At 69.3% G+C, this 25,048-nt stretch carries 20 protein-coding genes; 14 read left to right on the forward strand and 6 right to left on the reverse strand.

The features are described 5' to 3' along the window. Positions 1-4 precede the first annotated feature (4 nt). The 8 genes from murG to OG787_RS37155 all read left to right on the forward strand — a co-directional run bounded on the left by murG (position 5) and on the right by OG787_RS37155 (position 7,301). The gene (murG, locus tag OG787_RS37120) at positions 5-1,096 is read left to right on the forward strand and encodes an undecaprenyldiphospho-muramoylpentapeptide beta-N-acetylglucosaminyltransferase (protein WP_369035406.1); all 1,092 of its coding nucleotides are present in this window, start codon (positions 5-7) and stop codon (positions 1,094-1,096) included. A 29-nt stretch (positions 1,097-1,125) separates the two neighbouring features. Then, entirely contained in the window at positions 1,126-1,941 is an 816-nt protein-coding gene (locus tag OG787_RS37125; RefSeq protein ID WP_405538169.1) for a cell division protein FtsQ/DivIB, read from the forward strand. A 276-nt stretch (positions 1,942-2,217) separates the two neighbouring features. After that, the gene (gene ftsZ, locus OG787_RS37130; protein WP_369035408.1) at positions 2,218-3,408 is read left to right on the forward strand and encodes a cell division protein FtsZ; all 1,191 of its coding nucleotides are present in this window, start codon (positions 2,218-2,220) and stop codon (positions 3,406-3,408) included. Beyond that, positions 3,405-4,142, forward strand: coding sequence for a peptidoglycan editing factor PgeF (gene pgeF / locus OG787_RS37135; RefSeq protein WP_369035409.1), 738 nt, complete (start codon positions 3,405-3,407; stop codon positions 4,140-4,142). Before ftsZ ends, pgeF begins: the two co-directional genes overlap by 4 nt. Positions 4,143-4,148: 6 nt before the next feature. Continuing rightward, positions 4,149-4,868 (forward strand): YggS family pyridoxal phosphate-dependent enzyme, encoded by a 720-nt coding sequence (locus tag OG787_RS37140; protein WP_369035410.1) that lies wholly within the window; start codon positions 4,149-4,151, stop codon positions 4,866-4,868. Between the two features lie 129 nt (positions 4,869-4,997). After that, a complete protein-coding gene (locus OG787_RS37145; protein WP_369035411.1) occupies positions 4,998-5,657 on the forward strand; it encodes a cell division protein SepF in 660 nt (219 codons plus the stop codon). Between the two features lie 50 nt (positions 5,658-5,707). Further along, a complete protein-coding gene (locus OG787_RS37150) occupies positions 5,708-5,998 on the forward strand; it encodes a YggT family protein (RefSeq protein WP_369035412.1) in 291 nt (96 codons plus the stop codon). 52 nt (positions 5,999-6,050) lie between these two features. After that, positions 6,051-7,301, forward strand: coding sequence for a DivIVA domain-containing protein (locus tag OG787_RS37155; protein ID WP_405538171.1), 1,251 nt, complete (start codon positions 6,051-6,053; stop codon positions 7,299-7,301). 223 nt (positions 7,302-7,524) lie between these two features. Here OG787_RS37155 and ileS read toward each other — a convergent pair whose 3' ends face one another. Then, positions 7,525-10,674: an isoleucine--tRNA ligase gene (gene ileS, locus OG787_RS37160; protein WP_405538173.1), complete on the reverse strand. Its 3,150-nt coding sequence runs from the start codon at positions 10,672-10,674 to the stop codon at positions 7,525-7,527. Between the two features lie 581 nt (positions 10,675-11,255). On the opposite strand from ileS, the gene OG787_RS37165 reads away from it, so the two are divergent. The 4 genes from OG787_RS37165 to OG787_RS37180 all read left to right on the forward strand — a co-directional run bounded on the left by OG787_RS37165 (position 11,256) and on the right by OG787_RS37180 (position 14,517). Next, a complete protein-coding gene (locus OG787_RS37165) occupies positions 11,256-12,314 on the forward strand; it encodes a TraR/DksA family transcriptional regulator (protein ID WP_369035415.1) in 1,059 nt (352 codons plus the stop codon). A gap of 101 nt (positions 12,315-12,415) precedes the next feature. Next, positions 12,416-13,018 (forward strand): signal peptidase II, encoded by a 603-nt coding sequence (gene lspA / locus OG787_RS37170; RefSeq protein WP_369035416.1) that lies wholly within the window; start codon positions 12,416-12,418, stop codon positions 13,016-13,018. Between the two features lie 84 nt (positions 13,019-13,102). Then, the gene (locus tag OG787_RS37175) at positions 13,103-14,047 is read left to right on the forward strand and encodes an RluA family pseudouridine synthase (RefSeq protein WP_369035417.1); all 945 of its coding nucleotides are present in this window, start codon (positions 13,103-13,105) and stop codon (positions 14,045-14,047) included. Then, a complete protein-coding gene (locus OG787_RS37180; RefSeq protein ID WP_405538174.1) occupies positions 14,044-14,517 on the forward strand; it encodes a GNAT family N-acetyltransferase in 474 nt (157 codons plus the stop codon). Before OG787_RS37175 ends, OG787_RS37180 begins: the two co-directional genes overlap by 4 nt. 31 nt (positions 14,518-14,548) lie before the next feature. Here the strand turns inward: OG787_RS37180 and OG787_RS37185 are convergent, their stop codons facing one another. Further along, the gene (locus OG787_RS37185) at positions 14,549-15,664 is read right to left on the reverse strand and encodes a mechanosensitive ion channel family protein (protein WP_405538175.1); all 1,116 of its coding nucleotides are present in this window, start codon (positions 15,662-15,664) and stop codon (positions 14,549-14,551) included. Between the two features lie 116 nt (positions 15,665-15,780). On the opposite strand from OG787_RS37185, the gene OG787_RS37190 reads away from it, so the two are divergent. Further along, positions 15,781-16,350 carry a dienelactone hydrolase family protein gene (locus OG787_RS37190; protein WP_369035420.1) on the forward strand — a complete coding sequence of 190 codons (570 nt, stop codon included), beginning with the start codon at positions 15,781-15,783 and terminating at the stop codon, positions 16,348-16,350. 29 nt (positions 16,351-16,379) lie between these two features. Here OG787_RS37190 and OG787_RS37195 read toward each other — a convergent pair whose 3' ends face one another. The 4 genes from OG787_RS37195 to OG787_RS37210 all read right to left on the reverse strand — a co-directional run bounded on the left by OG787_RS37195 (position 16,380) and on the right by OG787_RS37210 (position 21,257). Beyond that, complete coding sequence (locus OG787_RS37195) at positions 16,380-18,050, reverse strand: alkaline phosphatase D family protein (RefSeq protein WP_405538176.1); 1,671 nt, start codon at positions 18,048-18,050, stop codon at positions 16,380-16,382. A gap of 137 nt (positions 18,051-18,187) precedes the next feature. Further along, entirely contained in the window at positions 18,188-19,036 is an 849-nt protein-coding gene (locus tag OG787_RS37200; protein WP_369035422.1) for a thioredoxin domain-containing protein, read from the reverse strand. Between the two features lie 96 nt (positions 19,037-19,132). Beyond that, positions 19,133-19,816 (reverse strand): hypothetical protein, encoded by a 684-nt coding sequence (locus OG787_RS37205; RefSeq protein WP_405538177.1) that lies wholly within the window; start codon positions 19,814-19,816, stop codon positions 19,133-19,135. Positions 19,817-19,931: 115 nt separating this feature from the next. Then, positions 19,932-21,257 (reverse strand): DUF2252 domain-containing protein, encoded by a 1,326-nt coding sequence (locus tag OG787_RS37210; RefSeq protein WP_369035083.1) that lies wholly within the window; start codon positions 21,255-21,257, stop codon positions 19,932-19,934. A 201-nt stretch (positions 21,258-21,458) separates the two neighbouring features. Here OG787_RS37210 and dnaE point away from each other — a divergent pair, with 201 nt between their 5' ends. After that, complete coding sequence (gene dnaE, locus OG787_RS37215) at positions 21,459-24,998, forward strand: DNA polymerase III subunit alpha (RefSeq protein WP_369035084.1); 3,540 nt, start codon at positions 21,459-21,461, stop codon at positions 24,996-24,998. Positions 24,999-25,048: the final 50 nt, after the last annotated feature.

The following is a 25,048-nucleotide window of genomic DNA, read 5'->3' on the forward strand; positions in this document are numbered from 1 at the left end:
TTCGGTGCATGTCGTACTCGCCGGTGGGGGGACCGCCGGCCACATCGAGCCCGCGCTCGCCCTCGCGGACGCCCTGCGCAGGCAGGATCCGACCGTGGGGATCACGGCCCTGGGCACGGAGCGCGGTCTGGAGACCCGGCTCGTTCCCGAGCGGGGCTATGACCTGGCCCTCATCCCCGCGGTCCCGCTGCCCCGCAAGCCCACCCCCGAACTGATCACCGTCCCCGGGCGGCTGCGCGGCACGATCAAGGCCGCCGAGCAGATCCTGGAACGCACCAAGGCCGACTGCGTCGTCGGCTTCGGCGGCTATGTGGCCCTGCCCGGCTACCTCGCCGCCAAGCGCCTCGGCGTGCCGATCGTCGTCCACGAGGCCAACGCCCGGCCCGGCCTCGCCAACAAGATCGGCTCGCGGTACGCCGCCCAGGTCGCCGTCTCCACCCCGGACAGCAAGCTCCGGGACGCCCGCTACATCGGCATCCCGCTGCGCCGCTCCATCGCCACCCTGGACCGCGCCGCCGTACGCCCCGAGGCACGCGCCGCGTTCGGGCTCGACCCGAGCCTGCCGACGCTGCTGGTCTCGGGCGGCTCGCAGGGCGCCCGGCACCTCAACGAGGTGATCGAGCGGGTCGCGCCGTACCTCCAGCAGGCCGGCATCCAGGTGCTGCACGCGGTCGGCCCGAAGAACGAACTGCCGCAGGTCCACCAGATGCCGGGGATGCCCCCCTACATCCCGGTACCGTACGTGGACCGGATGGACCTCGCGTACGCCGCGGCCGACATGATGCTGTGCCGCGCGGGCGCGATGACCGTCGCCGAACTCTCCGCCGTCGGACTTCCGGCCGCCTACGTCCCGCTGCCCATCGGCAACGGCGAACAGCGGCTGAACGCCCAGCCGGTGGTCAAGGCCGGCGGCGGACTCCTGGTCGACGACGCGGACCTGACGCCCGAGTGGGTGCAGCGACACGTCCTGCCCGTGCTCGCCGACCCGCACCGGCTGTACGAGATGTCCCGCGCCGCCAGCGAGTTCGGCCGCCGGGACGCCGACGACCTGCTCGTCGGCATGGTGTACGAGGCGATCGCCTCACGCCACCGATAGGCGAGACGAGGGAAGGCGGGGCAGGGCCAGTGGCCGGAGCGACGACTGCCGAACGTGGCGAACGACAGCAGGACACCTCCGGCCCGCCCCGTCTGTCGGGCCTCCTGCGGCGGTTGGGGCCGCGCAGGGTTCGTACGATCGTCATCCTGGCCCTCGCCCTGCTCCTCCTCGGCGGAGGCGTCCTGTGGGTCCTCTACGGGTCCCGGTGGACGCGTGTGGAGCGCGTATCGGTGTCGGGGACCGGGGTTCTGACGCAGGCACAGGTGCGCGAGGCCGCCGACGTGCCGGTCGGGGATCCGCTCGTTTCCGTCGACACCGGCGCCATCGAGTCCCGACTGCTCAGGAAATTGCCCCGAATTGACTCGGTTGAGGTCACTCGATCCTGGCCGCACGGAATCGGGCTGAAAGTGGTCGAACGCACCCCTGTGCTGATTGTCAAAAGTCCCGGGAATGGGAGCAAGTATGTCGAAGTGGACGCGAAAGGCGTGCGTTTCGCGACGGTTTCCCGCGCCCCGGAAGGCGTACCCGCATTGGAATTGACGCTGTCCCGGACCGGTTCGCAGACCGCGAGTCTGCGCCGTTTCGGCAGTGACCGGCTGACGCGCGAGGCGGTGCGGGTGGCGGGCGACCTGCCGAGTACCGTCGCGCGCCTCACCAAGGCCGTCAAGGTCCGTTCGTACGACTCCATCTCGCTGGAGTTGGGCGACGGCCGGACCGTCGCGTGGGGGAGCGGTGAGCAGGGCGACGCGAAGGCGCGGGCCCTCACCGCCCTCATGAAAGCGGCTCCGGGGGCGCGGCACTTCGACGTGAGCGTTCCCACCGCCCCTGCGTCATCAGGGAGTTGACGCACATCCGCGCAGGCCAGCACCCTGGTTGGGCATGGCTATGCCTGATCACATAGGGTGAAAAGAAAAACGGGAGGTTCGGCGTGTTCGTTGAACGTGCGCCACTTGTCGACTTAGTGTCCTGTTCGGAAGAGTCCAAGGAACAGACACACTGGTAACCCTAAACTTCAACGTTAGGGTTCGGGTCGGCGTTCGGACCGTCCCACTTCGGCATGAGTTGTCGGTTCGCGGCACCGCGAGGCGGCGACACGTAACTCGAGGCGAGAGGCCTTCGACGTGGCAGCACCGCAGAACTACCTCGCAGTCATCAAAGTCATCGGTGTCGGCGGCGGTGGTGTCAATGCCATCAACCGGATGATCGAGGTCGGTCTGAAGGGCGTCGAGTTCATCGCCATCAACACCGACGCGCAGGCGCTGTTGATGAGCGACGCCGACGTCAAGCTCGACGTCGGCCGCGAACTCACCCGCGGACTCGGCGCCGGAGCCAACCCGGCCGTCGGCCGCAAGGCAGCCGAGGACCACCGCGAGGAGATCGAGGAGGTCCTCAAGGGGGCCGACATGGTCTTCGTGACAGCCGGCGAAGGCGGCGGCACCGGCACCGGCGGCGCGCCCGTCGTGGCCAACATCGCCCGCTCCCTGGGCGCCCTCACGATCGGCGTGGTCACCCGCCCGTTCACCTTCGAGGGCCGGCGCAGGGCCAACCAGGCGGAGGACGGCATCGCCGAACTCCGCGAAGAGGTCGACACCCTCATCGTCATCCCCAACGACCGCCTGCTGTCCATCTCGGACCGCCAGGTCTCGGTCCTCGACGCCTTCAAGTCGGCGGACCAGGTCCTGCTCTCCGGTGTCCAGGGCATCACCGACCTCATCACCACCCCCGGTCTGATCAACCTCGACTTCGCGGACGTCAAGTCCGTGATGTCCGAGGCGGGTTCGGCCCTCATGGGCATCGGTTCGGCCCGTGGCGACGACCGCGCGGTGGCGGCTGCCGAGATGGCGATCTCCTCGCCGCTCCTCGAAGCCTCCATCGATGGCGCCCGGGGCGTCCTGCTCTCCATCTCCGGCGGCTCCGACCTCGGCCTGTTCGAGATCAACGAGGCCGCCCAGCTGGTCAGCGAGGCCGCACACCCGGAGGCCAACATCATCTTCGGCGCCGTCATCGACGACGCGCTCGGGGACGAGGTCCGGGTCACGGTCATCGCGGCCGGCTTCGACGGGGGCCAGCCCCCGGCCAAGCGCGACAACATCCTCGGCTCGGCCGGCGCCAAGCGCGACGAACCGACGCCGGTACGGTCCGCCGACAGCCGTCCGTCCTTCGGCTCGCTCGGCAGCGTCACGCCGAAGGAGGCCCCGGCACCCGCCCCGGAGCCGGTCAACGAACTCCCGGTCTCCCCGCCGGTCCCGCCGTCCCGGTCCTACTCGGACAGCGCTGCCGAGGAGCTGGACGTGCCGGACTTCCTGAAGTGATAGGACAGCGCTCCGGAACGAGCGACGCGAGCGGCGCGCACTTCGCCTTCACCGACCGGTGGGGCGGGGTGAGCGCCGTTCCGTACGAGGGGCTCAACCTCGGCGGGGCGGTCGGCGACGACCCGGCCGCCGTCCGCACGAACCGTGAACTGGCCGCCAAGTCCCTGGGTCTCGACCCGGACCGGGTGGTCTGGATGAACCAGGTGCACGGCAACGACGTCGCCGAGGTCGACGGACCGTGGACCACCGGTCTCACCCCGCCCGTGGACGGCCTGGTGACCGCCGCCCGCGGTCTCGCGCTGGCCGTCCTCACCGCCGACTGTGTACCGGTCCTGCTGGCCGACCCGGTGGCCGGGGTGGTCGCCGCGGCCCACGCGGGCCGGCCCGGTATGGTCGCCGGAATCGTCCCCGCCGCCGTGGACGCCATGGAATCGCTCGGCGCCGACCCCGCCCGGATCGTCGCCCGCACCGGCCCCGCCGTCTGCGGACGGTGCTACGAAGTGCCGGAGGAGATGCGCGCCGAGGTCGCCGCCGTCGAACCGGCCGCGTACGCGGAGACCAGCTGGGGCACCCCGGCGGTCGACGTGGCCGCGGGGGTGCACGCGCAGTTGGAGCGGCTCGGGGTGCGCGACCGGGAGCAGTCGCCGGTGTGCACACGGGAATCCGCCGACCACTTCTCGTACCGACGGGACCGCACGACCGGGCGGCTCGCCGGCTATGTCTGGCTGGACTGATAGGACATGACGGAACGCAGGGACGAACTCGCCGTGAATCTGGCGGCGGTGGAGGAGCGCATCGCGACGGCCTGCTCGGCGGCGGGCCGCAAGCGCGAGGAGGTGACGCTGATCGTCGTCACCAAGACCTACCCCGCGAGCGATGTGCGGATTCTGTGCGAGCTGGGTGTACGGCACGTGGCCGAGAACCGGGACCAGGACGCGGCGCCCAAGGCCGAGGCGTGCGCGGATCTGCCCCTCACCTGGCACTTCGTGGGCCAGCTACAGACCAACAAGGTGCGTTCCGTGGTCGGTTACGCCTCGGTCGTGCAGTCCGTCGACCGTGACCGGCTGGTCTCCGGGCTCTCGAAGGAGGCCGTACGGACCGGGCGCGAGGTGGGCTGTCTGATCCAGGTCGCGCTCGACGCGGAGGAGAGCGGGCGGGGGGAGCGCGGAGGCGTCGGACCGGACGGGATCGGGGAGTTGGCCGACCTCGTGGCGGGGGCCGAGGGGCTCCGGCTCGACGGTCTGATGACCGTCGCACCACTGACCGGACCGTACGCGGGACGTGAACTTGTGGCGTTCGAGCGGCTGATGGATTTGTCGACTGCTATGCGCCGCACGCATCCGGCTGCGAACATGGTGTCCGCAGGGATGAGTGCGGACCTCGAACAGGCCGTGGCGGCCGGAGCGACACATGTGCGCGTCGGCAGTGCGGTACTCGGAGTCCGTCCCAGGCTCGGGTAACGTCGCCAGGAAGTCGGACCACAGCAGAAAATATGGTCATTACCGCCGATGGGCGGTCATAACGACCTCGTGGATCGCGGGCACTTGGCATTCGTCAGTCGATCCACCACAGAGCGGAGGACTCGGAGCATGGCCGGCGCGATGCGCAAGATGGCGGTCTACCTCGGCCTCGTGGAGGACGATGGGTACGACGGCCGGGGATTCGACCCCGATGACGACTTCGAACCCGAACTGGACCCGGAGCCCGAGCGCGACCTGCGGCGGCGTGAGCCCTCGCACCAGTCGCACGGTTCGCACCAGTCCCACCAGCCTCATCAGTCCCAAAGGGACGAATCGGTACGAGTGGTGCAGCCGTCCGCGCCGCGTGATCCGGTGCCGCATTCCGCTTCGCTCGGTGCGGAATCCGGGCGTCCGGCGCGGATCGCGCCCGTGGCATCCATCACACAAGAACGTCAAAGCCTGGAGAAGAACGCACCGGTGATCATGCCCAAGGTCGTGTCGGAACGAGAGCCTTACCGGATCACCACACTCCACCCCCGGACCTACAACGAGGCCCGTACCATCGGGGAACACTTCCGTGAGGGCACGCCAGTGATCATGAATCTCACTGAGATGGATGACACAGATGCGAAGCGACTTGTCGACTTTGCGGCCGGTTTGGTGTTTGGTCTTCACGGCAGCATCGAGCGGGTGACGCAGAAGGTGTTCCTGTTGTCGCCTGCTAACGTCGATGTCACGGCGGAGGACAAGGCCCGCATCGCAGAGGGCGGGTTCTTCAACCAGAGCTGAAACGCAGGGCCAGACAGCAGTACCGAACAGGGGAGAGGGAAGCACGGATCATGAGCGTGGTTCTACAAGTGCTCTACGTCGCGCTGATGTGTTTCCTCATCGTGCTGATCTTCCGGTTGGTCATGGATTACGTCTTCCAGTTCGCCCGTTCGTGGCAGCCTGGCAAGGCGATGGTGGTCGTTCTCGAGGCCACCTACACTGTCACTGATCCACCGCTCAAGCTTCTGCGGCGGTTCATTCCGCCGCTGCGTCTCGGGGGCGTGGCACTTGACCTGTCCTTCTTCGTACTGATGATCATCGTCTACATCCTGATCACCGTCGTGACCAAACTCGCGGGGTGACTGTGGACGATACGGTCTTGCCGACTGCCGATGACTACGTTGAGGTGAAGAGATGCCGTTGACCCCCGAGGATGTGCGGAACAAGCAGTTCACGACCGTCCGCCTCCGAGAAGGCTATGACGAGGACGAGGTCGATGCCTTCCTCGACGAGGTCGAAGCCGAACTGACCCGCCTGCTCCGCGAGAACGAGGATCTGCGCGCCAAGCTGGCCGCTGCCACGCGTGCCGCCGCGCAGAACCAGCAGCAGGGCATGCGCAAGCCTCCGGAACAGGATCAGCAGCAGGGCATGCAGCAACAGGGCATGCCCCAGCAAGGCATGCAGCAGGGAATGCCCCAGCAGGGCATGCGAGGACCGGGCGGCCCGGTGCCCGCCGGCATATCGGGCCCGCCGCAGCAGCAGATGGGTGGCCCCATGGGCGGCCCGCCCCAGCTGCCCAGCGGTGCGCCGCAGTTGCCCCCCGGCCCCGGTGGCCAGGGCGGCCCGCAGGGTCCCGGCCCGATGGGTCAGGGCCCCATGGGTCAGAACCCGATGCAGGGTCAGATGGGTCAGGGCCCCATGGGCCAGGGTCCGATGGGCCAGGGCATGCCCGGCCAGATGCAGCAGATGCCCGGTCAGCAGATGCAGGGTCAGATGCAGCAGATGGGCGGTCCCATGGGTGGCCCCCCGCAGATGGGCGGCCCCGGTCAGGGTCCCGGTGGCGACAGCGCCGCACGCGTTCTCTCGCTGGCCCAGCAGACCGCCGACCAGGCGATCGCCGAGGCCCGTTCCGAGGCCAACAAGATCGTCGGCGAGGCCCGCAGCCGCGCCGAGGGCCTGGAGCGCGACGCCCGCGCCAAGGCCGACGCGCTTGAGCGGGACGCGCAGGAGAAGCACCGCGTCGCGATGGGCTCCCTGGAGTCCGCCCGCGCCACGCTGGAGCGCAAGGTCGAGGATCTGCGCGGCTTCGAGCGCGAGTACCGCACCCGTCTGAAGTCCTACCTGGAGTCGCAGCTGCGTCAGCTGGAGACCCAGGCCGACGACTCGCTGGCTCCGCCGCGCACTCCGGCCACGGCATCCCTGCCGCCGTCCCCGGCGCCCTCGATGGCTCCGGCCGGCGCCGGCGCGCAGTCGTACGGCGGCAACCAGGGCATGGGCGGTGGCATGAGTGGTCCCGGCCCGGCTGCTCCGTCCTACGGCGGCCAGCAGCAGATGTCTCCGGCCATGACCCAGCCCATGGCTCCGGTCCGGCCGCAGGGTCCGTCCCCGATGGGTCAGGCTCCCTCGCCGATGCGTGGGTTCCTGATCGACGAGGACGACAACTGACGGCCTTTAGTACGCCTTAGGCGTCGGCGGCGTTCAGGGCGGGGCCCCGGATTTTCATCCGGGGCCCCGCCCTTTTGCGTTGCGCTCCGCGGGATGGGCGGTTCTTTGGCTGTGGGCCGGTGGGGGCTGGTCGCGCCCACGCGGCGGAGCCGCACGTCGACACAGCCCCGCGCCCCTTACAGGCCCCTTGCGGGGCGCTGTAACCGGGCCCTCGTACGTGCTGTTACGCCTTGCGCAGGCGGAACGTCAGGGACAGGCCCTCGTCGGTGAACGGCTCGCCGTACGTGGTGTCCGCCTCGCCCTCGACGAAGTCTGTTGCCAGGACCTCGTCAGCGATCAGGGGTGAGTGCTCGGTCAGGGCCGCCGTCACCGCCGGGTCCGTGGACGTCCAGCGGAGGGCGATGCGGTCGGCGACGTCGAGGCCGCTGTTCTTGCGGGCCTCCTGGATCAGGCGGATCGCGTCACGGGCGAGGCCCGCCCGGCGCAGCTCCTCCGTGATCTCCAGGTCGAGGGCGACCGTCGCGCCCGAGTCGGACGCCACCGACCAGCCCTCGCGCGGGGTCTCCGTGATGATGACCTCGTCCGGGGCGAGGGTGACCGTCTCGCCGTCCACCTCCACCGACGCCGTGCCCTCGCGCAGGGCCAGGGACAGCGCCGCCGCGTCCGCGTTCGCGACCGCCTTCGCCACGTCCTGGACGCGCTTGCCGAACCGCTTGCCCAGGGCGCGGAAGTTGGCCTTCGCGGTCGTGTCGACCAGGCTGCCGCCCACCTCGGAGAGAGACGCCAGGGAGCTGACGTTCAGCTCCTCCGTGATCTGCGCGTGCAGTTCGCGGTCCAGGGTGTCGAAGCCGGTCGCCGCGACCAGCGCGCGGGACAGCGGCTGGCGCGTCTTCACGCCCGACTCCGCGCGCGTGGCCCGGCCCAGCTCCACCAGCCGCCGTACGAGCACCATCTGCTTCGACAGCTCCGGGTCGATCGCGGACAGGTCCGCCTCGGGCCAGGAGGTCAGGTGTACGGATTCGGGGGTGCCCGGGGTCACCGGCACCACCAGGTCCTGCCAGACCCGCTCGGTGATGAACGGGGTCAGCGGGGCCATCAGCTTCGTGACCGTCTCGACGACCTCGTGCAGGGTGCGCAGCGCGGCCTTGTCGCCCTGCCAGAAGCGGCGCCGGGACCGGCGTACGTACCAGTTGGACAGGTCGTCGACGAACGCCGACAGGAGCTTGCCGGCGCGCTGGGTGTCGTACGACTCCAGGGACTGCGTCACCTGGTCGGTGAGCGCGTGGAGTTCCGACAGGAGCCAGCGGTCCAGGACCGGGCGGTCGGCCGGGGCCGGATCGGCCGCGGACGGGGCCCAGTTGGACGTACGCGCGTACAGGGCCTGGAAGGCGACCGTGTTCCAGTACGTGAGGAGCGTCTTGCGGACGACCTCCTGGATGGTGCCGTGGCCGACGCGGCGGGCCGCCCAGGGGGAGCCGCCAGCCGCCATGAACCAGCGGACGGCGTCGGCGCCGTGCCGGTCCATCAGCGGGATCGGCTCCAGGGTGTTGCCCAGGTGCTTGGACATCTTGCGGCCGTCCTCGGCGAGGATGTGGCCGAGGCACACCACGTTCTCGTAGGACGACTGGTCGAAGACCAGGGTGCCGACCGCCATCAGCGTGTAGAACCAGCCGCGGGTCTGGTCGATGGCCTCGCTGATGAACTGCGCCGGGTAGCGGGACTCGAAGAGCTCCTTGTTCCGGTACGGGTATCCCCACTGCGCGAACGGCATCGAACCCGAGTCGTACCAGGCGTCGATGACCTCCGGGACGCGGGTGGCGGTGCTGCCGCAGCCGTCCTGGGGGCAGGCGAAGGTGACCTCGTCGATGAACGGGCGGTGCGGGTCCAGGTCCGACTGGTCGGTGCCCGTGAGCCCGGTCAGCTCCGCGCGGGAGCCGACGACCGTGAGGTGGTCGTCCTCGCAGCGCCAGATCGGGAGCGGGGTGCCCCAGTAGCGGTTGCGGGACAGCGCCCAGTCGATGTTGTTGTTCAGCCAGTCGCCGTACCGGCCGTGCTTGACCGTGTCCGGGTACCAGTTGGTCTTCTCGTTCTCCTGGAGGAGACGGTCCTTGACGGCTGTGGTGCGGATGTACCAGGAGGGCTGCGCGTAGTAGAGGAGCGCGGTGTGGCAGCGCCAGCAGTGCGGGTAGCTGTGCTCGTACGGGATGTGCTTGAAGAGCAGCCCGCGCGCGTGGAGGTCCTCGGTGAGCTTTTCGTCCGCCTTCTTGAAGAAGACACCGCCCACGAGGGGGACGTCCGCCTCGAAGGTGCCGTCCGGGCGGACGGGGTTCACGACCGGCAGGCCGTACGCGCGGCAGACCTTGAGGTCTTCCTCACCGAAGGCGGGGGACTGGTGGACCAGACCCGTGCCGTCCTCGGTCGTCACGTACTCCGCGTTCACCACGTAGTGGGTGGGCACGTCCGCCGGGAACTCGACCAGCTCGAACGGTCGTTGATAGGACCAGCGCTCCATCTCGGCGCCGGTGAAGGTCCGGCCGGTGGGCTGCCACTCCTCGCCGAGCGCCTTGGTGAGCAGCGGCTCGGCGACGACCAGTTTCTCGCTGCCGTTCGTCGCCACCACGTAGGTGACGTCGGGGTGCGCGGCGACCGCCGTGTTGGAGACCAGCGTCCAGGGCGTCGTCGTCCAGACGACGAGGGCGGCCTCGCCGGCCAGCGGACCGGAGGTGAGCGGGAAACGGACGTACACGGAGGGGTCGACGACCGTCTCGTAGCCCTGTGCCAGCTCGTGGTCCGACAGGCCCGTGCCGCAGCGCGGGCACCAGGGGGCGACGCGGTGGTCCTGGGTGAGCAGGCCCTTGTTGAAGATCTCCTTCAGGGACCACCAGACCGACTCGATGTACTCGGGGTCCATCGTGCGGTAGGGGTCCTGGAGGTCGGTCCAGTACCCCATGCGGGTCGTGAGCGCCTCGAAGGCGTCCGTGTGCCGGGTCACCGACTCGCGGCACTTGGCGTTGAACTCGGCGATGCCGTACGCCTCGATGTCCTGCTTGCCGGAGAAGCCCAGCTCCTTCTCGACCGCCAGCTCGACCGGGAGGCCGTGGCAGTCCCAGCCGGCCTTGCGGGCCACGTGGTAGCCGCGCATGGTGCGGAAGCGCGGGAACACGTCCTTGAAGACGCGGGCCTCGATGTGGTGGGCGCCCGGCATGCCGTTCGCGGTGGGCGGGCCCTCGTAGAACACCCATTCGGGGCGGCCCTCGGACTGCTCAAGGCTCTTGGCGAAGATCTTCTGCTCGCGCCAGAAGTCGAGCACGGCCTGCTCGAGCGCGGGCAGGTCGACCTGGGCGGGCACCTGGCGGTACGTCGGCGTTGTCATCAGCGAGCTTCCTCCGGCGGAACTTTCTGCCTTCCGTCGGAGGGACGAGAGCCGGAATTCTCCGGACGCCGTGTACGGCGTACTCCCGCGGTACCACCCTCCTTGGCTCCCCGGTGCGTCGTGCGCACCGATGAGCCCCCTCATTGGGGTCGCGATACCGGGTCTACTGGCCTCGGCTGTCCTGCTCGCCTCACTGCGGCTTTCTTCCGGCGGCTCCGGGGTGATCTTCGCGTCGCGCTCGCCCCCGGGCTTCCACCGTCCCCGGGTCGCTCTGGGCTGCGTACGCCGCTACTCGTCCCCATCCACGCTTCTCGCTCCGCCCAGTGTACGGCGACCCACGGACAGCGGCCGACCGGTTTTCCGAGCCACCCGAATGGCGAGGGTCGGGTGTCCGCATTCCGGGACGCCCGGCTCGGCGGATTACCCGGCGGGGAGCTGGGCACAACGCTTGCAGGCTTGCCCCGCGGGACCGGCGGGGCGGGCGAATCGGGCGGCGTGCCCCGTTGCCGCGGGACTCGAGTCGATTTATCGTCCCAGCACGATTCGCGAGCAAGATCACAATATGTGAAGGGGCCGCGGCCATGGTGGCGAAAAAGACCGCCGTACAGCAGTCGGCGTCCAGCAGATCCACCGGATCCGCGGCGGAAGCCTCCGGCAACGGCAAGGGGGCGGACGTCAAGAAGAGGGTCGGGGGAGGGCCGGCGGAGGGCTCGGCCGTGGGTGCCGCGGGGGCGAAGCGGGCCAGGGTGAAAGAAGCCGTCCCCAAGGGGGACGCTCCGAAGAAGATCGCGGTGAGGAAGAGCGCCGCGAAGAAGACGGCGGGCGCGCGGGCGGCTCCGGAAGCGGCGGTCGCGCAGGCGGCCGCCGACGAGACGGCTGCCAAGGGGATGCCGGTCAAGGAGACAGCTGCCAAGAGGGCGGCGGTCGGGGAGACGGTCGCCAAGGAGGCGGCTGCCACAGAGACGGTGGGTACGAAGACGGTTGCCACCAAGGCGGTGGCGAAGAAGGCGCCGGCCAAGAAGGGCGTCGCCAAGAAGGCCGTCGGGAAGAAGACCGCCGCCTCCGGAAGCGCCGCAGGCACACGCACCTCCACGAAGAGCACGGCCAACAAGGCGGGCGCGGCCGAGGCCGCGAAGACGACGGGAGCCACGACGGTGGTTGCGAAGAAGACTCCTGGCACGGCCACGGCGGCGAAGAAGCCCAGCGCGGTACCCAAGGCACGGCTCGCCGCGGCGGCGGAGCCCGGCGAACTCGCCGTACGCCCCGGTGAGGACCCGTGGACCCCGGAGGAGGTGGCGGAGGCGCGCACCGAGTTGCAGTCCGAGGTGCTGCGGCTGCGCGCCGAGATCACCAGGTCCGAGCAGTCGCTCGTGGGTCTCATGCGGGACTCGGGGGACGGCGCGGGCGACGACCAGGCGGACACCGGTACGAAGAACATCACGCGGGAGGGGGAGATGGCCCTTGCGGCCAACGCGCGCGAGATGCTCGTCCAGGACGAGCGGGCCCTGGAGCGGCTGGACGCGGGCACCTACGGCCTGTGCGAGAACTGCGGCAACCCGATCGGCAAGGCGCGTATGCAGGCCTTCCCGCGCGCGACACTGTGCGTCGAGTGCAAGCAGAAGCAGGAGCGGCGCTACTGACCGCGCCACTGACCGGCCGTGGAACGCCCGGTGCTCTCCTGTGGCCCAGGAGGCGTGTCGTACCCTCGTCCTCAGTCAGGAACCTAGGTTGAGGGACTCACGTGGCAGAGGCGGAGCGCATCATCGGTACGCCGGACATCCCAGACGCGGCGGGGGCCGAGCCGGAGCAGCCCGGTTCCGACGGCGCCGGGACGCCGAGCCCGGACGAGCGGCCCCGGGGCAAGCGCCGGATCCTCGTGCTGTTCACGGTCGCCGCGCTGGCGTACGCGCTGGACCTCGTCAGCAAGATGATCGTGGTCGCCAAGCTGGAGCACCACGCGCCGATCGAGATCATCGGGGACTGGCTGAAGTTCGAGGCGATCCGCAACGCGGGCGCCGCCTTCGGCATGGGTGAGGCCTTCACCGTGATCTTCACGGTCATCGCGGCGTCCGTGATCGTCGTGATCGCCCGGCTGGCCCGCAAGCTCTACAGCCTGCCCTGGGCGATCGCGCTCGGGCTGCTGCTCGGCGGTGCGCTGGGCAATCTGACCGACCGGATCTTCCGCTCGCCGGGCGTCTTCGAGGGTGCGGTCGTCGACTTCATCGCGCCCAAGCACTTCGCGGTCTTCAACCTGGCCGACTCGGCGATCGTCTGCGGCGGCATCCTGATCGTCCTGCTGTCCTTCAAGGGGCTCGACCCGGACGGCACCGTCCACAAGGACTGAAGAGTCGTAGGACTGTAGTGCTGGGCCGGGGTTTATCCACAGGCTCGGTCAGGGGGTGCCGGGCCGGTCCGGCATACTCGACGGGTGAGCACCGTTCCCGAGATCCGCAACCTGCCCGTGCCCGACGGCCTGGAGGGCGAGCGCGTCGACGCCGCCATCTCCCGCATGTTCGGCTTCTCCCGTACCAAGGCGGCCGAACTCGCCGCCGCGGGGAAGGTCATGGTCGACGGATCGGTGGTCGGGAAGTCCGAGCGGGTGCACGGCGGAGCCTGGCTCGAGGTCGAGATGCCGCAGGCGCCCGCGCCCGTGCAGATCGTGGCCGAGCCGGTCGAGGGCATGGAGATCGTGCACGACGACGACGACATCGTCGTGATCGTCAAGCCCGTCGGCGTGGCCGCGCACCCGTCGCCCGGCTGGACCGGGACGACCGTCATCGGCGGTCTCGCCGCCGCCGGCTACCGCATCTCCACCTCCGGTGCCGCCGAGCGCCAGGGCATCGTGCACCGGCTCGACGTCGGCACCTCGGGCCTGATGGTGGTGGCCAAGTCGGAGCGCGCGTACACGTCGCTCAAGCGCCAGTTCAAGGAGCGCACGGTAGACAAGCGCTACCACACGCTCGTCCAGGGCCACCCCGACCCGATGAGCGGCACGATCGACGCGCCCATCGGCCGGCACCCGAACCACGACTACAAGTGGGCGGTCACGGCCGAGGGCAAGCCGTCCGTCACGCACTACGACCTCATCGAGGCGTTCCGCGCGGCCTCCCTGCTCGATGTGAAGCTGGAGACCGGCCGCACCCACCAGATCCGTGTCCACATGGCCGCCCACCGGCATCCCTGCGTAGGCGACCTGACGTACGGGGCGGACCCGACGCTCGCCAAGCGGCTCGGCCTGACCCGCCAGTGGCTGCACGCCGTCCGGCTGGGCTTCGAGCACCCCGGGGACGGGACGTGGGCGGAGTTCGCGAGCGTGTACCCGGACGACCTCGCCAATGCCCTGGAGAAGGTGCGCGAGGAGACGTACGCATGAGCCTGCCGACCGCGTACGTCGTGCGTGTCGCCGAGCATCCCGCCGACCGCGAGGCCTGCTTCGCGGTGCGCAAGGAGGTCTTCGTCGCGGAGCAGGGCGTGCCGGAGGACCTGGAGTACGACGAGTTCGACGCCGGCGCGCTGCATGTGCTGGCCGTCCGGGAGGACGGGGTGGCGCTCGGCACGGGGCGGTTGCTGTACGGGGAGGCCGCCGCCGGGCGGACCGGGGGCGATCTGTCCGTGGGGTCGCTCGGGCGGCTCGCGGTGCGGAAGGACGCGCGCGGACTGGGCGTCGGGGTCGCGCTGGTCCGGGGGATCGAGGGAGCGGCTCGGGAGCTGGGGCTCGGCGCTGTGGATCTGCATGCGCAGACCTCGGCGTTGGGGTTCTACGAGCGGCTCGGGTACGCGGCGTACGGGGACGAGTTCTTCGAGGCCGGTATCGCGCACGTCGCGATGCGCCGCGCTCTCTGAGTCTTCTCGCCCCCGGGTACCCGCCTGTGGTTCAGCCCCGGCCGGCGGTCCGTGGTGTCTCGTGCGCCCTTCGAGGTACTCCGTCCTGGGACCGGCGTGCGGCCTCCGTGCCCGGGGGCAGGGACGCGTCCGCCGTGTTGACCCGGGGGAGGGCGTACGGGTGGTGTTCGGTCAGCCAGCGGATCATGCCCTCGCGGACGTGGACCCGGACCTTCCAGACGTCGTCCGCGTCCTTCGCGGTCACCAGCGCGCGTACCTCCATGGTGCTCGGGGTGGCGTCCGTGACGCACAGGTCGCAGGCGCGGCCGTCCCAGGCCGGGCACTCGCGCAGCAGGTCGCGGAGCTTCTCGCGCATCGCCTCCATGGGCGCGGTGTGGTCGAGCTGCCAGTAGACGATCCCGGTCATCTGGGCGCCGCCCCGCGACCAGTTCTCGAAGGGCTTCGACGTGAAGTAGGACACCGGCATCGTGATGCGGCGCTCGTCCCAGGTGCGCACGCTCAGGAACGTCAGCGTGATCTCGTCGACCGTGCCCCACTCGCCGTCCACCACGACCGTGTCGCCCAGGCGGACCATGTCGCCGAAGGCGATCTGGAACCCCGCGAACATGTTGGCCAGCGTCGACTGGGCCGCCACACCGGCGACGATGCCCAGGATGCCGGCCGACGCCAGCAGTGAGGCGCCGGCCGCGCGCATCGCCGGGAACGTCAGCAGCATCGCCGCCACCGCCACGACGCCCACGATCGCCGCGACCACCCGCTGGATCAGCGACACCTGGGTACGGACCCGGCGGACCCGGGCCGGGTCGCGGTGGGCGCGGGCGTACCGCGAGTACGAGGTGTCCACGATCGCCATCGCGATGCGCACGATCAGCCAGGCCGTCGCGCCGATCAGCACCAGGGTCAGGGCCTGGCCGACGGCTTCATGGTGCTCCTGGAGCAGGTCGGCCTGGTTGTACGACCCTCTGAGCAGTGCCGCGCACAGGACGAGCTGGTAGGGCACGCGGGCCTGGCGCAGCAGTCCCCACAGGGGTGTCTCGGTCCGCCGTTCGTCCGCCTTCCGCAGCAAGCGGTCCGTGACCCAGCCGATGAGCAGCGTGAGCACGACCGAGCCACCGACGACGATCAGCGGGCGCAGTACGTTCTCCATCCGGAGAACGTAACCGGAGAAGGGGGGTCGTGAACATGTGACTTCGGGTGTCCTCACGCACACTGCGAGGTTCGGCTGCCGGGGCCGTTGTCAGTGGTGGCTGGCACGATGTCCTCATGAACGTCATGCTCTTTCACTCGACCTATGGGCTCCGTCCCGCGGTGCGCGCCGCCGCCGACCGGCTGCGGGCGGCCGGACACGAGGTGTGGACGCCCGACCTCTTCGACGGGCAGACCTTCGAGACCGTCGAGGAGGGCAGGGCCTGCAAGGACGCCATAGGCAAGGACGAGCTGCTCAAGCGGGCGATCCTGGCCGCCGCGCCCTACTCGGGGCGGGGCCTGGTGTACGCCGGGTTCTCCTTCGGCGCCGCGACAGCGCAGACGCTCGCGCTCGGCGACGAGAAGGCCCGCGGGCTGTTGCTGCTGCACGGCACGTCGGACATCGCCGAGACCGCCTCGGTGGACGAGTTGCCGGTCCAGCTGCACGTGGCCGAGCCGGACGCCTTCGAGACCGACGACTGGCTTGGCTCCTGGTATCTCCAGATGGGCAAGGCGGGCGCCGACGTGGAGATCTACCGGTACGCCGGGGCCGGTCACCTCTACACCGACCCCGACCTGCCGGACTACGACGAGGAGGCCGCCGAGGCCACCTGGCGGGTGGCGCTCGGCTTCCTCGACAGCCTGTAGGGAGCCTCCAGGGCTATTCCGCTACAGGGCTACACCGGGTCGTACGTCCGTTGCATCTTCTGCGTGCCGCTGGGCGTGCGGTACGAACGCCACCAGGTCGACGTCGCGTTCGTCTTCGTGCGGTCGGAGAGCACGTAGTAGTCCATCTGCGCCCGGGCGGCGGTGATGTCCAGGACGCCGTAGCCGTGGCGGTCGGTGTCGACCCAGTGGACGTGCCGGTTGGCCGCGCGGATGATCGGCGCGGCGAGCGCGGTGACCGTGCCCTCGGGGACCTTGAGAAGGTCGTCGAGGTTGTCGGAGGTGACCGACGTGACGACGAACTCCGTGGCGGCCGACGGGGACAGAGGATAGGTGCCGGCGTCCACGGGCACGTCGTTGGCCCAGGCCATGTGGATGTCGCCGGTCAGGAAGACGGTGTTGCGGATCCCGTTGGAGCGCAGGTGGGCGAGGAGTTCACGGCGGTCGTCCGTGTAGCCGTCCCACTGGTCGGTGTTGAGGGCGAGGCCCTCCTTGGGCAGGCCGAGCAGTTCGGCGAGCGGCTTCAGAAGGTCGGCGGTGAGGGAGCCGATGGCGAACGGCGAGATCATCACCGAGTTCCCGATCAGCCGCCAGGTGGTGTCCGAGGCCTTCAGTCCCGCCTTCAGCCAGTCCAGTTGGGCCCGGCCGGTGATCGTACGCTCCGGGTCGTCGACCGAGCCGTTGCCCACGGCCACCTGCTGGGAGCGGAAGGAGCGCAGATCGAGGAGCGAGAGGTCGGCCAGCTTGCCGAAGCGGAGGCGGCGGTAGGTGGTGCCCGCGATCGCCGGACGGACCGGCATCCACTCGAAGTACGCCTGTTTCGCGACGGACTGGCGGGTCGCCCAGGCGCCCTCCGTGCCCTCGGTGTGGTTCTCGGCGCCGCCCGCCCAGGCGTCGTTGGCGAACTCGTGGTCGTCCCAGATGGCGACGACCGGCGCTGCCGCGTGCAGGGCTTGCAGGTCGCTGTCCGTCTTGTAACGCCCGTGCCGTACGCGGTAGTCGGCCAGGGAGAGGATCTCGTGCGTGGGGGCGTGCGGGCGTACGACGGTGTCGCGGGTGCCGTACTCGCCGGTGCCGTACTCGTAGATGTAGTCCCCGAGATGCAGCCAGGCGTCCAGGTCGCCGCGGGCCGCGAGATGGCGGTACGAGGAGAAGTAGCCGGCCTCCCAGTTGGCGCAGGAGACCACGCCGAAGCGGAGGTTGGACACGGCGGCGTCCGCGGCGGGCGCGGTGCGGGTGCGGGCGGCGGGGGAGTCCGTGCCGCCCGCCGAGAAGCGGAACCAGTAGTCCGTGGCGGGCGCGAGGCCCCGGATGTCCGCCTTGACCGTGTGGTCGGAGGCGGCCGTCGCGGTGGTCGAGCCCTTGGAGACGATGTCCGTGAACGCCTTGTCACGGGCGACGGTCCAGCTCACCTCGGTGTCCGGGCCGAGCCCGGAGCCGGGTATCGCCTCGGCGGTGGGCGTCACCCGCGTCCACAGCAGGACACCGTCCGGCAGCGGATCGCCGGAGGCGACGCCGTGCAGGAAGGCCGGCGCCTCGGCGGCGCGGGCGGGTAGCGCGGCGGCCAGCGGGCCGGCCAGTACGGCGGTGGCCGCCGCGGCCTTGACGACCGTACGGCGGCGCGGGGCGAGGGAGTTGACCCGGGCGCCCGTGGACTCGGAGGAACTGCTTCGACTCGTCACGGGCGCTGAGATTACTGATCAGTAAGGCAGTAGAGCGGGCGAAATCACTAAAGTTCGCCCGCTCTTCGGCTGATCGTCCACCGGGGCCGGGCGGCGGAGCGTACGGCAGACGCTCCGGCCGGACCGGAACCCGCTGCTCAGGCCTTCAGCGCCGCCTCGATCGCCGTGTTGAAGTCGGCGACCGTCATGGGCGCGTTGTCGCTGTTCGGGGCGGTGAGCTTCTTGCCGTCCATCACCAGGCTCGGGGTGCCGTTGACGCCGTCCTTGTTGGTGTTGAACGTCTCGGACATCGCCAGCGCCCAGGCGTCGTACGTGCCGTTCTTGACGGCGGTCTGGAACTTCGTGTTGTTCTTGAGCGCGCTGACCGTGTTCGCCACCTTGATCAGGTAGTCGTCGCTCTTGAACTTGTCGTCGCTCTCGTCGGGGTGGTACTTCGCCGAGTAGAGCGCGGTCTTGTACTCCAGGAACGCCTCCGGGCTCACGTTCAGCGCGGCGCCCATGGCGCTCATCGCGTTCTTGGAGCCCTCGCCGCGGGAGCCGATCTCGATCTTTCCGTTGCTGTCGGTGTCACCGTCGAGGAACGTGCCGCCGATGTACTGGATCTTGAACTTGCCCGCGTCGAAGTCCGCCTTGAGGGTCGAGCCGACCGTCTGCTCGAACTGGGCGCAGATCGGGCAGCGCGGGTCCTCGTACAGCTTCAGGGTCTTCTTGGCGGTGCTCTTGCCGAGGACCACCGTCGTGCCGTTCGTGCCCGTGGTGTTGGCCGGCGCGACGACCTTCGCGTCCTTCGCCTCGTCCCAGTAACCCGGCTTGTTGTTCTGGACGACCGCGTAGCCGATGCCGCCGGCTATCGCGAGGACGCCGACGACGGCGCCGGCCACGATGAGCTGCCGCCTGACCTTGTCCCGCTTGGCCTGGCGCTCGCGCTCCTGACGCAGCCGCTCACGGGCCGCGTTCTTGGCGTCTTGGCTGTTCCGCTTGCTCATGCTGATGATCTCCCTGAGGAACGCGTACGCGTCATGGGCGTCGTACGCGGATACGAATGAGGGGACTTGCCGGTGCTCGGTGCTCGGAGCTGTCGCTCAGGCGAAAGCGAGCGGACTCGGCGGTCCTCGTCGTCCCAGGGAGTGCGCGAACAGGCGCGCGCGGGGAGTCGCGACGCGCTGCGCCGGTCGCGGCAGGCGGCGTACCGCCAGGGTCGACCGGACGGTCACCGCGGCGGCGGCCAGCAGCAGCGGGCGGAAGCCGGCGGCGGTGAGCGCGTCCAGCAGTCGGCCCAGGGCCCGTTCGCCCCGGCGCAGCCAGGCGGCGGCCAGCAGTCCCACGCCGATGTGCGCGGCCAGCAGCAGCCAGGCCGTCGACGGGCCCGCGTGGGCGAGCAGCGCCCCGACCCGGTCGGTGTCGGCCACCCGGGCCAGCGGGGTGCCGACGTTGTCGCCGGCGCACAGCACGTCGAAGCCGACCGAGCGCAGCGGGCCGGCGACCGGGCCGCCCGCCCGGCCGTAACAGACGGTCTGACCGGTGGTGAAGACCGTGTCGGCGGCCAGCTCCAGCGGGATCAGCAGGGCCGCGATCCGGCCGAAGCCGCGCTCTCGGCTGGCCAGCGCGTACGCGACGACGAAGACGGCGGCGGCGATCACGGCCACCGTCCCCATCGGCAGCGGGACCCGGGACAGCAGCACGTGCGACGCGCTGCTGAGCGTCACGACGAGTGCCGTGAACAGCGCCGCGCGTACGGCTCTGAGCTGGGTCCCGGATATGTCCATAGCGGGGGAAGTGTGTCACGGACTCCCGTAAGAGGCCCCTAAAAGGTCCCTGTGAGCGCGTGCACGGTCCACAGGGGGTCCGGAAGGGGCCTCCGGGAGGTGTCCCCAGGCCTGTCTACAGGCCCGGGATCCGGCCGTTGCGGAACAGGTCCACGAAGATCTGGTGGTCGGCACGCGCGCGTGCGCCGTACTCGTGGGCGAAGTCCACCAGGATGTCCGCGAAGCCCGCCTCGTCGGCCGCGATCGCCGCGTCGATGGCCCGCTCCGTGGAGAACGGCACCAGGGACTCACCGGACTGGTCGTCCGCCGCCGCGTGCATCGTGGCCGTCGCCCGGCCCAGGTCGGCCACCACGGCCGCGATCTCCTCCGGGTCGTCGATGTCGCCCCAGTCCAGGTCCACGGCGTACGGCGACACCTCGGCGACCAGCTGGCCGCGGCCGTCCAGCTCGGTCCAGCCCAGCCACGGGTCCGCGTGGTCCTGGAGGGCGCGCTGCGAGATCACCGTGCGGTGGCCCTCGTGCTGGAAGTAGCCGCTGATCGCCGGGTCGGTGATGTGCCGGGAGACCGCCGGGGTCTGGGCCTGCTTGATGTAGATCACCACATCGTTCTCCAGGGCGTCCGTGGCGCCCTCCAGAAGGATGTTGTACGAGGGCAGCCCGGCCGAGCCGATACCGATGCCGCGCCGGCCGACGACGTCCTTCACCCGGTACGAGTCCGGGCGGGTCAGGGACGACTCCGGGAGGGTCTCCAGGTAGCCGTCGAAGGCGGCCAGCACCTTGTAGCGCGTGGCCGCGTCCAGCTCGATGGAGCCGCCGCCCGGTGCGAAGCGGCGCTCGAAGTCACGGATCTCCGTCATCGAGTCGAGGAGCCCGAACCGGGTCAGCGAGCGGGCGTCGCGCAGCGCGTCCAGCAGCGGGCCCTCGGCGGTGTCCAGGGTGAAGGGCGGCACCTCGTCGCTCTTCGCGCCGGTCGCCAGGGCGTGGATCCGCTCGCGGTACGCGCCCGCGTACGTCCGCACGACTTCGCTGATCTGCTCGTCGGAGAGCGCCTTCGCGTACCCGATGAGGGCCAGGGAGGCGGCGAGGCGCTTGAGGTCCCAGGTGAAGGGGCCGACGTACGCCTCGTCGAAGTCGTTGACGTTGAAGATCAGCCGGCCCTGGGCGTCCATGTACGTGCCGAAGTTCTCCGCGTGCAGGTCGCCGTGGATCCACACGCGCGCGGTGCGGTCGTCCAGGTACGGTCCGCCCCGCTTCTCCTCGTCCAGGTCGTGGTAGAAGAGGCACGCCGTGCCCCGGTAGAACGCGAACGCCGAGGCCGCCATCTTGCGGAACTTCACGCGGAACGCGGCCGGGTCGGCGGCCAGGAGCTGGCCGAACGCGGTGTCGAAGACGGTGAGGATCTCCTCGCCGCGGTGCTCGGCGCTGAGCTGCGGAACCGACATCGCTGGGTGCCTCCTGGTGCATGTGTACGACAGCGTTTCTGTCGTATCCAACGGGTGGGGCCGCGCGAAAGTGCCCGCGGTCCTCGGTGTGAAGGTACGCGGGGTGGCCCCCTGAGTGTCAGTGCCGAGACATAGACTTCGACGACGCTTGAGACTTGCCGCTGTCCGTCGAAACCTGCCCTTTTCCTGGAGGCCGAAGCCGTGTCAAAGCCGCCGTTCACGCACCTGCACGTCCACACCCAGTACTCGCTGCTGGACGGTGCCGCGCGGCTCAAGGACATGTTCAACGCGTGCAACGAGATGGGCATGACCCATATCGCCATGTCCGACCACGGCAACCTCCATGGGGCCTACGACTTCTTCCACACCGCCAAGAAGGCGGGGGTCACGCCGATCATCGGCATCGAGGCGTATGTGGCGCCCGAGTCCCGGCGCAACAAGCGGAAGATCCAGTGGGGCCAGCCGCACCAGAAGCGCGACGACGTGTCCGGTTCCGGCGGTTACACCCACAAGACGATCTGGGCGGCCAACTCCACGGGCCTGCACAACCTCTTCCGGCTGTCCTCGGACGCGTACGCGGAGGGCTGGCTTCAGAAGTGGCCGCGCATGGACAAGGAGACCATCTCCCAGTGGTCCGAGGGCCTCATCGCCTCCACGGGCTGTCCCTCCGGCGAACTCCAGACCCGGCTGCGCCTCGGCCAGTTCGACGAGGCGGTGAAGGCGGCCTCCGAATACCAGGACATCTTCGGCAAGGACCGCTACTTCCTGGAACTGATGGACCACGGCATCGACATCGAGCACCGGGTCCGCGAGGACCTGCTCCGGGTCGGCAAGAAGCTCGGCATCCCGCCGCTGGTCACCAACGACTCGCACTACACGTACGCGCACGAGTCGGTCGCGCACGACGCCCTGCTGTGCATCCAGACCGGCAAGAACATCTCCGACCCGGACCGCTTCAAGTTCGACGGCACCGGCTACTACCTGAAGTCCACGGACGAGATGTACGCCATCGACCAGTCGGACGCCTGGCAGGAAGGCTGCGCCAACACCCTCCTGGTCGCCGAACAGATCGACACCGCTGGCATGTTCGAGGCCAAGAACCTCATGCCGAAGTTCGACATCCCGGACGGCTTCACCGAGGTCACCTGGTTCCAGGAAGAAGTCCGGCTCGGCATGAACCGCCGCTTCAACGGCAACGTCCCCGAGGACCGCCAGAAGCAGGCCGAGTACGAGATGGACGTCATCATCCAGATGGGGTTCCCCGGGTACTTCCTCGTCGTCGCCGACTTCATCATGTGGGCCAAGAAGCAGGGCATCGCGGTCGGCCCCGGCCGTGGTTCCGCCGCCGGTTCGATCGTCGCGTACGCCATGGGCATCACCGACCTCGACCCGATCCCGCACGGTCTGATCTTCGAGCGGTTCCTCAACCCCGAGCGCGTCTCCATGCCCGACGTCGACATCGACTTCGACGAGCGTCGGCGCGTCGAGGTCATCAGGTACGTGACGGAGAAGTACGGCGCCGACAAGGTCGCCATGATCGGCACCTACGGCAAGATCAAGGCGAAGAACGCCATCAAGGACTCCGCGCGCGTGCTGGGTTATCCGTACGCGATGGGCGACCGCCTCACCAAGGCCATGCCCGCGGACGTCCTCGGCAAGGGCATCGACCTCAACGGCATCACCGACCCCTCGCACCCGCGCTACAGCGAGGCCGGCGAGATCCGGTCGATGTACGAGAACGAACCCGACGTGAAGAAGGTCATCGACACCGCCAAGGGCGTCGAGGGCCTGGTCCGGCAGATGGGTGTGCACGCGGCCGGCGTCATCATGTCCAGCGAGCCCATCGTCGACCACGCCCCGATCTGGGTGCGCCACACCGACGGCGTGACCATCACACAGTGGGACTACCCGCAGTGCGAGTCGCTCGGCCTGCTCAAGATGGACTTCCTGGGCCTGCGCAACCTCACGATCATGGACGATGCCGTCAAGATGGTGAAGGCCAACAAGGGGATCGACCTCGATCTGCTGGCCCTGCCGCTCGACGACCCGGCGACCTTCGAACTCCTCCAGCGCGGCGACACCCTCGGCGTCTTCCAGTTCGACGGCGGGCCCATGCGCTCCCTGCTGCGGCTGATGAAGCCCGACAACTTCGAGGACATCTCCGCCGTCTCGGCGCTCTACCGTCCCGGCCCGATGGGCATGGACTCGCACACCAACTACGCTCTGCGCAAGAACAAGCTCCAGGAGATCACCCCGATCCACAAGGAGCTGGAGGAGCCCCTCGAAGAGGTCCTCGCGGTCACCTACGGCCTGATCGTGTACCAGGAGCAGGTGCAGAAGGCCGCCCAGATCATCGCCGGGTACTCCCTCGGCGAGGCCGACATCCTGCGCCGAGTGATGGGCAAGAAGAAGCCCGACGAACTGGCCAAGAACTTCACCATCTTCCAGGCCGGTGCACAGAAGAACGGCTACAGCGAAGAGGCGATCAAGGCCCTGTGGGACGTCCTGGTCCCCTTCGCCGGATATGCCTTCAACAAGGCCCACTCGGCCGCGTACGGACTAGTCTCGTACTGGACCGCCTACCTCAAGGCCAACTACCCGGCCGAGTACATGGCCGGACTGCTCACCTCGGTCAAGGACGACAAGGACAAGTCCGCGATCTATCTCAACGAGTGCCGGCGCATGGGCATCAAGGTGCTCCCGCCGAACGTCAACGAGTCGATGTCCAACTTCGCCGCCCAGGGCGACGACGTGATCCTCTTCGGCCTCTCCGCGGTGCGCAACGTCGGTACGAACGTCGTCGAGTCGATCATCAAGTCCCGCAACGCCAAGGGGAAGTACGGCTCCTTCCCCGACTACCTCGACAAGGTCGAGGCGGTCGTCTGCAACAAGCGGACCACGGAATCGCTGATCAAGGCCGGCGCCTTCGACAGCATGGGGCACACCCGTAAGGGCCTCACCGCGCACTTCGAGCCGATGATCGACAACGTGGTCGCGGTGAAGAGGAAAGAGGCCGAGGGGCAGTTCGACCTCTTCGGCGGCATGGGCGACGAGGACACCAGCGAGCCCGGCTTCGGTCTCGACATCGAGTTCACCACCGACGAGTGGGACAAGGCCTATCTGCTCGCCCAGGAGCGGGAGATGCTCGGCCTGTACGTCTCCGACCACCCCCTCTTCGGTCTGGAGCACGTCCTCTCCGACAAGGCCGACGCCGGTATCTCCCAGCTCACCGGAGGTGAGCACGCCGACGGCGCGGTCGTCACCATCGGCGGCATCATCTCCGGCCTCCAGCGCAAGATGACCAAGCAGGGCAACGCGTGGGCCATCGCCACCGTCGAGGACCTCGCCGGTTCCATCGAGTGCATGTTCTTCCCGGCGACCTACCAGCTGGTGTCGACCCAACTCGTCGAGGACGCCGTCGTGTTCGTCAAGGGACGCCTCGACAAGCGCGAGGACGTGCCCCGGCTGGTCGCGATGGAACTCCAGGTCCCCGACCTGTCGAACGCGGGCACCAACGCGCCCGTGATCCTCACCATCCCCGCCCTGAAGGTCACCCCGCCGATGATCAGCAGGCTCGGCGAGATCCTCAGCCACCACAAGGGCGAGAGCGAGGTCCGCATCAGGCTCCAGGGACCGAGCAAGACGACGGTCCTGCGGCTCGACCGGCACCGGGTGAAGCCCGACCCGGCGCTCTTCGGTGACCTGAAGGTGCTGCTCGGGCCGTCCTGCCTGGCCGGGTGATCAACTGATGTGAACAAGGGGCGCACCCTGAACGGGTGCGCCCCTCGCGG

The organism is Streptomyces sp. NBC_00075, from assembly GCF_045041225.1.
Classification (GTDB): domain Bacteria; phylum Actinomycetota; class Actinomycetes; order Streptomycetales; family Streptomycetaceae; genus Streptomyces; species Streptomyces adonidis.

What these genes read in the sequence shown, in the direction of transcription:
- OG787_RS37185 (WP_405538175.1), bottom strand. Translation starts at nt 15,664, where the DNA reads ATGGAGAACGTACTGCGCCCGCTGATCGTCGTCGGTGGCTCGGTCGTG.
- OG787_RS37150 (WP_369035412.1), top strand. Translation starts at nt 5,708, where the DNA reads ATGAGCGTGGTTCTACAAGTGCTCTACGTCGCGCTGATGTGTTTCCTC.
- OG787_RS37155 (WP_405538171.1), top strand. Translation starts at nt 6,051, where the DNA reads ATGCCGTTGACCCCCGAGGATGTGCGGAACAAGCAGTTCACGACCGTC.
- OG787_RS37200 (WP_369035422.1), bottom strand. Translation starts at nt 19,036, where the DNA reads ATGAGCAAGCGGAACAGCCAAGACGCCAAGAACGCGGCCCGTGAGCGG.
- OG787_RS37190 (WP_369035420.1), top strand. Translation starts at nt 15,781, where the DNA reads ATGAACGTCATGCTCTTTCACTCGACCTATGGGCTCCGTCCCGCGGTG.
- OG787_RS37210 (WP_369035083.1), bottom strand. Translation starts at nt 21,257, where the DNA reads ATGTCGGTTCCGCAGCTCAGCGCCGAGCACCGCGGCGAGGAGATCCTC.
- OG787_RS37145 (WP_369035411.1), top strand. Translation starts at nt 4,998, where the DNA reads ATGGCCGGCGCGATGCGCAAGATGGCGGTCTACCTCGGCCTCGTGGAG.
- OG787_RS37140 (WP_369035410.1), top strand. Translation starts at nt 4,149, where the DNA reads ATGACGGAACGCAGGGACGAACTCGCCGTGAATCTGGCGGCGGTGGAG.
- OG787_RS37180 (WP_405538174.1), top strand. Translation starts at nt 14,044, where the DNA reads ATGAGCCTGCCGACCGCGTACGTCGTGCGTGTCGCCGAGCATCCCGCC.
- OG787_RS37165 (WP_369035415.1), top strand. Translation starts at nt 11,256, where the DNA reads ATGGTGGCGAAAAAGACCGCCGTACAGCAGTCGGCGTCCAGCAGATCC.
- OG787_RS37205 (WP_405538177.1), bottom strand. Translation starts at nt 19,816, where the DNA reads ATGGACATATCCGGGACCCAGCTCAGAGCCGTACGCGCGGCGCTGTTC.
- ileS (WP_405538173.1), bottom strand. Translation starts at nt 10,674, where the DNA reads ATGACAACGCCGACGTACCGCCAGGTGCCCGCCCAGGTCGACCTGCCC.